We start from the raw sequence: 5,770 nt of genomic DNA on the forward strand, positions 1-5,770 counted from the left end.
GCGCCGGACGAGAGCACACGCGCGGCGCGGCGATCGATCGCCACAGCGTCGTCGCCATAGCGCGCGCAGCGGTACAACGCGACCGCCACATCCAGTCGACCCGGCTCCTGCGCGTCGATTTCCTGCAGCAGCGCTTGCGCCCGCGGCACTTCCAGGCGGCCAAGATGCTGCATCGCCTGCTCATAGCGCAACGCATTCTGCTCGCGCTGTTCGGCCTGCTCGTCCTCGGCGAGAAAGTTCTCCCGTTCCCAGCCGAGCCTGCGCACGCCAAACGCGAGCAGCGCGCCGCACACCATGCCGCCCGCATGCGCGTCGAAACCGACGTGCGCGCCGCGATTGCCGATCAGATTGAAAATCTCCCAGCCAACCCAGAACGGCAGCACCGCGATCGCCGGAACGCTAACGTAATCGAAGACGACGAAGAACCAATAGAACACGCGCACTTTGCGCAATCCCCAGAGCACGCAATACGCGCCCATCAGGCTGGCGATCGCCCCGGACGCGCCGAGCGCGCTGCCATGCTCGCCCCAGCGCACGGCAAGGCTCACCAGTTGCCCGCCGAGTCCGCCGGCGAGATAAAGCGCCAGAAACAGCCACGGCCCGAGCGCCCCCTCGACCAGCAAGCCGAGCAAGGCGAGAAAGATCATGTTGCCGAGAAGATGACCGAAGCCGCCGTGCAGGAACATCGCGCCGAACATGCGTACGGGTTCGAGATGCGAGAAACGCATCTTGAAACGCTCGGTGTAACTCTCCGACCAAAGTCGGTTGAACTCGTCGCGCTTTTCCCGCCAATCCGCATAGCCTTCCCACGTCGGCGCGATGATGCGGCCGGCCTCGAGCGCATCGACGAACTCCGCGTTCGCCTGCATCAACTGCAGTTGGAATTCCGCGGGGGCTCGCTGCATGGCGTCGCGCGCACGCGCATTCTTCTCATGTTCTTGCTGCCAGTCGCGAAAGACCGGAAACTCGATGCGATCCAGTGCGGAGGCGCGGTACTGTTCGAACGCGCGCTCGAACACGGCTTCATCGCTTGATTGCAGACCGAAGAAAACAATGAAGTTGATCAGGATGAGCGCGGCCGTCATCCACGGAAAATTCGCCCAGTTCAAACTGCGGTGCAGCGGCACGATGAGCACGCACCAGTCCCTTGCCTGTCGCGGAGAGCGCATTCTAGGGTCGTCTGGCGACAAAGGCGACCACGGCTGCCGGTCCGATGCATTTGCGGTCTTGCGCTCAATCGTCGGATCATTGCCTCGATCCGAGACCTCGTTCCTCACTTTCCCGACTCACCGCATGAGCCGTTGGCGTCCGCCCCAAGCCGCATCGACCGCGATCATCACCGTCGAGGGCCAAGCCCGGCTCAAGGCCGAGCTCGACGAACTCTGGCGCGTGCGCCGGCCCGAGGTGGTCAAGGCGCTCGCCGCGGCAGCGGCCGAGGGCGATCGCTCGGAGAACGCCGAGTATACTTATCGCAAGAAACAGCTTGGCGAAATCGATCGGCGCGTGCGCTATCTGAGCAAACGCCTGCCCGAGCTCAAGGTGGCCGAGGCCAAGCCCACGGATCGTGGCGCGATTTTCTTCGGTGCCTGGTTCGCGATCGAGGACGACGACGGCCGCACGCAGCGTCTGCGCATCGTCGGCCCGGACGAAACCGACGCCACGCTCGGCTGGATCAGCATCGACTCGCCGCTCGCCCGCGCCGTGCTGAAGAAACGTGTCGACGATGAGTTCGAAGCGCCGCTGCCGTCGGGCAGCAAGCATTTCGTCGTCGTCGAAGTCAGCTACGACGGGCCGGGCAACTAGACCTGCGCCACGGCAGTGTCGCGCAATTCGTCGACGCCCAACGGCAGCGGATAGCTGCGCCCCTCGCGGCGTGCGCGAAAGCATGGCGCGTTCGCGTAGAAACCTTCGTCCGCATTGCCTACATGCCAGCCCGGGATGCCGGACAGCGGCAACGGGCGCAGTTCCAGCGGATCGTTGAGCAACTCGCCCGCACCGATCGCATGCGCCACGCGCGCCGACATGTCCGCGCCCGGCATGATCACCAGCGCCTTGCCGACGAGCAGTTGGCCAGGCTGCAGCGCATGTTCGAGCAGCGCGTGGCCGAACACGTCGACGCGGATGCGGCCGTCGCTCCAGGCCACGCGTTCGCGCCAGAACAGGCCGTGCCAGTTGTGCGCGTCCCATAGCGCGAGCAGCCACGGATCGCTGGTCTGCACGATGACGCCGGCTTCATCGAAATGGGTCAGCGCGTACTGCGCGCGCGTGCGCCGCTTCGGCCCGACCGTCGCGATTCCGGCGAGCTGGCGCGCATTCAGCGCGGACTTTATCGCCGGATAGCGCAGCCAGATCAGCGCGTTTAGCAGGTCGTGCCAGTTCTCGGCGCGCGTGGCGACCTGCTGGCACTCGGCGATGCGCGCTTCGTAGTGCAGGTCATCGCGCAACAGCGCCGACGTCTGTTCGACAAAATGCGGCATTTTTACCTTTGCCGCATTTTCCACTTTTTCACGAGCGGCTTCGATCTGCGCGATCGTCGGCCACGTTGGCGCCTGCAGCAGATCGGCGAATTCACTCCACGCATCGAGCGGCGGCCGACGAAAGACGGTCAGATCAATGGATTCGCGAGGTGGAGCGATAAAACGCATGCGCCTTTTCCACTCATCATTCCCGTGAAACGAGAATGATGGCTTCCAAGTCAAGCCCGTTGAGCGACCAGGCTGCCGGTCAAATCGTGCTCATCGGCATGCTCGACCCGCACCTCGACGAATTGCCCCGGCCTGAGCTTCTGCCCGTCGACGATATGCAGCAAACCATCGATTTCGGGAGCGTCGGCCGCGGTGCGCGCAACAGCGCCATCCTTGCCGGCATGGTCGACCAGGGCTTTCACCGTCGTGCCGATCTTGTTCTGCAACCGCGCCGCGCTGATCTGCGCCTGCTTGGTCATGAAGCGCTCGAGGCGCTCCTGCTTGACCTCCTCGGGCACCGCGCCGGGCAGGTCGTTGGCCTTGGCACCATCGACCGGCGAATAGGCGAACGCGCCGACGCGGTCGAGTTGCGCGGCATCGAGGAAATCGAGCAGTTCCTCGAACTCGGCGTCGGTCTCGCCGGGAAAACCGACGATGAACGTGCTGCGCAAGGTGATTTCCGGGCAGGCCTTGCGCCAGGCGAGCACGCGCTCGAGTGTCTTCGCACTCGCCGCCGGGCGCTTCATCAGCTTGAGGATGCGCGGGCTCGAATGCTGGAACGGGATGTCGAGGTAAGGCAGGATCTTGCCGTCCGTCATCAGCTCGATCACCTCGTCCACGTGCGGATATGGATAGACGTAGTGCAGGCGCACCCAGGCGCCGAGGTCGCCGAGCGCCGCGCACATCTCGGTCATGCGCGTACGCACTTTTCCATTCTTCCACTCGCGCTCGGCGTATTTGAGATCGACACCGTAGGCGCTCGTGTCCTGCGAGATCACGAGCAGTTCGCGCACGCCGCTCCTGACGAGCTTCTCGGCCTCGACCAGCACCTCGTCGACCGGACGCGAGACGAGGTCGCCGCGCATCGACGGGATGATGCAGAAGGTGCATCTGTGATTACAGCCTTCGGAAATCTTCAGATAGGCGTAGTGCTTCGGCGTGAGCTTCACACCCACGTCTTCGTTCGCCGCGCCGCGCTTGCGCTTCGCCGGCAGCAGGTCGATGTGTGGATCATGCCTCGGCGGCAACTGCGCATGCACCGCATTCATCACGCTCGCATAGTCCTGCGGGCCGCTGATCGCGAGCACGTCGGGATGCGCCTCGCGGATCACCTCGGCGCGCTTGCCAAGGCAGCCGGTGACGATCACCTTGCCGTTCTCCTCGAGCGCCTCGCCGATCGCGTCGAGCGATTCCTGAACGGCAGCGTCGATGAAGCCGCAGGTGTTGACCACGACCACGTCGGCCGCGTCGTAGCTCGGCACGATTTCGTAGCCCTCCACGCGCAGCTGGGTGAGGATGCGCTCGGAGTCGACCAGCGCCTTGGGGCAGCCGAGGCTGACGAAACCGACCTTTTGCGTACTTGAAGACATGTGCTTGATCGCATTCTGAAACTGCGGAATTATAGCGGACACGGGCAGTCTCCCGGCCGCTTTCACAAACCAGCGGGTCGACTCGCGGCCGGAGCGGGTGCAGGGTACGTTCCGCTTCCATGAAACGCTTGTGGGCCGGCTGGAGTGATGGCGAATGGATTCAGTGCGAAAACGGGCTGCCAGCTTGAGTTCGACCAGACACGCTGCGCCATCGCGCGCGCTTGCCATTCTGTGCGGCGCGACGGCGTGCCTCGTCATGGCACGGCCGTCCGCCTGCGCGGAAATGCCGCCGCGGGCGCAAGCGGTGACCATGGCGGCGCAGTTCGTGGATCAGGTCGATACCGTGTTGCAGCCGCTGCCGCGCATTGCCTGGCAACTCGGTGGCCTGCGCGGACGCATCAACGCCGAGTTCAGCCTCGCCGTGGCCTATGCCGCGCTGTCCGCGGATGCGCTCGCCAACCGCCACTGGCAGTCGCTGGACAAGGACGCAGCGATGGCAGGCGACGCCAGGCTGCGTGGCATCGCCCTGATCGCGCTCATCCAGAGCATGCTCGCCCAGGGCGACTACAGGCATGGCCAGGAACTTGCCGAAGCGTTGATGCGACTCGCGCGCGGCGCCGGCAGCGACGAGCTCAACGCCGCTGCCGAGGAATACCGAGGCGTGTTCGAACGCCGTCGCGGCAATCTCGACGCCGCGCTCGAACACGAGACCACGGCGCTGGCCCTGCGCCGCAAGAACAAGGACGCCGCCGGCGAAGCGACCGCGCTGACCAACCTCGGCACGATCGCACGCGACAAGGGCGACTTCGCCCAGTGCCTGGACTATTTCCTGCAGGCGCTCGCAATCCGCGAGCGCATCGACAATCGCCTCGACGTGGCCTACCGCAACGTCGCCCTGCTCTATCGCGAACTCGACGACACGTCGACGACCCAGGCCTATTTCGCCAAGGCCATCGACGCGGCCGCCCGTTACGCCCAGCCGGGCTACTACGCTTCGGTGCAGGGTGCCTACGCAGGCTTCCTCAATGACAATCGCGAATTCGAAGCGTCCCTCGCGGCGGCCAGCGAGGCCCTCGCGATCAGCGAAGCACTCGGCAACCGCCCCGCGATCGGTCTCGAACAGCTCGAAGTCGGCCGCGCCCTGCTCGGCCTGCGCAAACCGGACGAGGCCGCACCGCATTTCGACGTCGCGTTCGACATCGGCCACGAACTCGACCAGCGCGAGCTGATCGCGCGCAGCGAACTGGCCCAGGCCGAAATCGCGCTCGCCCACGGCGATCTGGCCGACACCCATCGTCTGCTTGACGAGGTCTCGCCGCGCCTCAATGCGGCGGGATTGAGGCCCTACCTCGCCCAGGCCTACTGGTTGCGCGATCTGCTCGCCGAAGCCGAGCACGACCCCGCCACGGCCCATGAATATGCCCACCGCCACGCCGGCCTGCGCGAGGAACTGCTTGGCGTGCGTTCCTCGCGCCTGCTTGCGGCGATCGAGGTGCGCAAGGCACGCGAGCAGAGCCGGCAGCAACTCGAACTCGCCGTGCGCAGCAACGAACTGAAGGAGGAGCGCCTGCAGCGCAGCCGCCGCGAGCGGTTCTACGGCATCGCCGCGATCGCCGCGCTCGTCCTCACCGTCGCCGTCTTCGCCGTGCTGCTGTGGCGTCTGCGTCGCCTCAATCTCGCCCTCGCCACGCGCAACGAACAGAACGACAGGCAACG

Annotated in this window: 5 protein-coding genes; 2 read left to right on the forward strand and 3 right to left on the reverse strand. The window is 65.4% G+C overall.

The window, feature by feature from the left end:
- A partial coding sequence (locus VF497_RS15595) for a rhomboid family intramembrane serine protease (protein WP_330890381.1) occupies positions 1-1,136 on the reverse strand: 1,136 nt, incomplete at its 3' end.
- A 157-nt stretch (positions 1,137-1,293) separates the two neighbouring features.
- Between VF497_RS15595 and greB the strand changes: the two genes are divergently transcribed.
- Entirely contained in the window at positions 1,294-1,803 is a 510-nt protein-coding gene (gene greB / locus VF497_RS15600) for a transcription elongation factor GreB (RefSeq protein WP_330890383.1), read from the forward strand.
- On the opposite strand, the gene VF497_RS15605 is transcribed toward greB, so the two are convergent.
- Both VF497_RS15605 and rimO read right to left on the reverse strand, forming a co-directional pair.
- Positions 1,800-2,645, reverse strand: a complete 846-nt coding sequence (locus tag VF497_RS15605; RefSeq protein ID WP_330890385.1) for a DUF3025 domain-containing protein — start codon at positions 2,643-2,645, stop codon at positions 1,800-1,802. The genes greB and VF497_RS15605 overlap by 4 nt on opposite strands.
- A 50-nt stretch (positions 2,646-2,695) precedes the next feature.
- Positions 2,696-4,054: a 30S ribosomal protein S12 methylthiotransferase RimO gene (rimO, locus tag VF497_RS15610; RefSeq protein ID WP_330890389.1), complete on the reverse strand. Its 1,359-nt coding sequence runs from the start codon at positions 4,052-4,054 to the stop codon at positions 2,696-2,698.
- A 256-nt stretch (positions 4,055-4,310) separates the two neighbouring features.
- Between rimO and VF497_RS15615 the strand changes: the two genes are divergently transcribed.
- Positions 4,311-5,770 (forward strand): tetratricopeptide repeat protein (locus VF497_RS15615; RefSeq protein WP_330890387.1); only part of this gene is annotated, 1,460 nt, incomplete at its 3' end.

The sequence above is a fragment of the Rudaea sp. genome (genome assembly GCF_036383415.1).
Classification (GTDB): Bacteria; Pseudomonadota; Gammaproteobacteria; order Xanthomonadales; family Rhodanobacteraceae; genus Rudaea.

Coding starts and splice junctions, on each gene's coding strand:
- greB (WP_330890383.1), top strand. CDS start 1,294: ATGAGCCGTTGGCGTCCGCCCCAAGCCGCATCGACCGCGATCATCACC.
- VF497_RS15605 (WP_330890385.1), bottom strand. CDS start 2,645: ATGCGTTTTATCGCTCCACCTCGCGAATCCATTGATCTGACCGTCTTT.
- rimO (WP_330890389.1), bottom strand. CDS start 4,054: ATGTCTTCAAGTACGCAAAAGGTCGGTTTCGTCAGCCTCGGCTGCCCC.